At 46.2% G+C, this 993-nt stretch carries 1 protein-coding gene; it reads left to right on the top strand.

The window, feature by feature from the left end:
* The coding region (locus tag IEX80_RS27720; RefSeq protein ID WP_229701786.1) for an ATP-binding protein at window positions 1-993 on the top strand (993 nt) is incomplete at both ends.

Genomic DNA, 993 nt, shown 5'->3' with positions numbered 1-993 from the left:
CATGATTATTATATAGCTACAGATCAGGGCATAGCCGTTACTCAAAATTTAGGGAACACCGCCCTGCCTAAACCGGTGTTGATTAATGATGGGATACCCGGAACTCAAAACAGCTTTACTTACGGCCGGCCTGTTGTATTTAACTGCGTTGCCCTATCCTACAAAAGCATGGGCAAAATACAATACCGCTTCAGGCTTAAGGGGGTTGATAAAAATTGGAGCGTCGCGCCTTCCGGCGAAAAACGGTTCGACCTGCTGCCCCCCGGAAACTATGAGTTAGAAGCCCTGGCTGCCGACCGTTTTAACCAGTTAAGCCAGCCGCTCATTTTTAAATTTGACGTTATGCCTTTATGGTACCAACAGCTATGGCTGCAGGTGGTGGCTGTATTAAGTGCCATAATCATCGCTTTCCTGTTGGTACGGAAATATTATCAATCCATCATCGGCTTACAAAAAAAGGACTATGAAAATGCCCTTGCCCTGCAGCGCGAACGACAGCGCATCAGCAGTGAGGTGCATGATGATTTAGGGGCAAGCATCTCCGGTATTAAGCTCAGGACCGAATTGCTCAGCCGCAAAACAGCCGATCAGCCTGCTTTTAAGGAGATTGACGCTATTCATGAAGCCATTACCGATATATCTACCCAGGTAAGGTTAATTATCTGGAGCCTTGATGCTGAAAACGACGAAGTAAGCAACCTGGCCGGCTTTATTCATAAACAAGCCATTAAAATATTTGAATACAGCAATATTGACCTCCATGTAAATGCCTCCGTCAGCGAAACCCCGGTTACCATCAGCGGCGAAAAAAGGCGCCAGGTATACCTCCTTGTTAAGGAAGTATTAAACAATATTGTTAAACATTCGGAGGCACAAAACGCGTTTCTGGAAATCAATCTTTACAAAAACCGACTGCAGATCAGCATCCGTGATGACGGGCGCGGATTTGACCCTGATGTGCGCAAGCACGAAACCATGGGCATCCGGAATATT

The organism is Mucilaginibacter rubeus (assembly GCF_014643835.1).
Taxonomy (GTDB): domain Bacteria; phylum Bacteroidota; class Bacteroidia; order Sphingobacteriales; family Sphingobacteriaceae; genus Mucilaginibacter; species Mucilaginibacter rubeus.
Note: the sequence above shows the minus strand (reverse complement) of the source record. Positions and strands in the feature narration are given on the sequence as shown.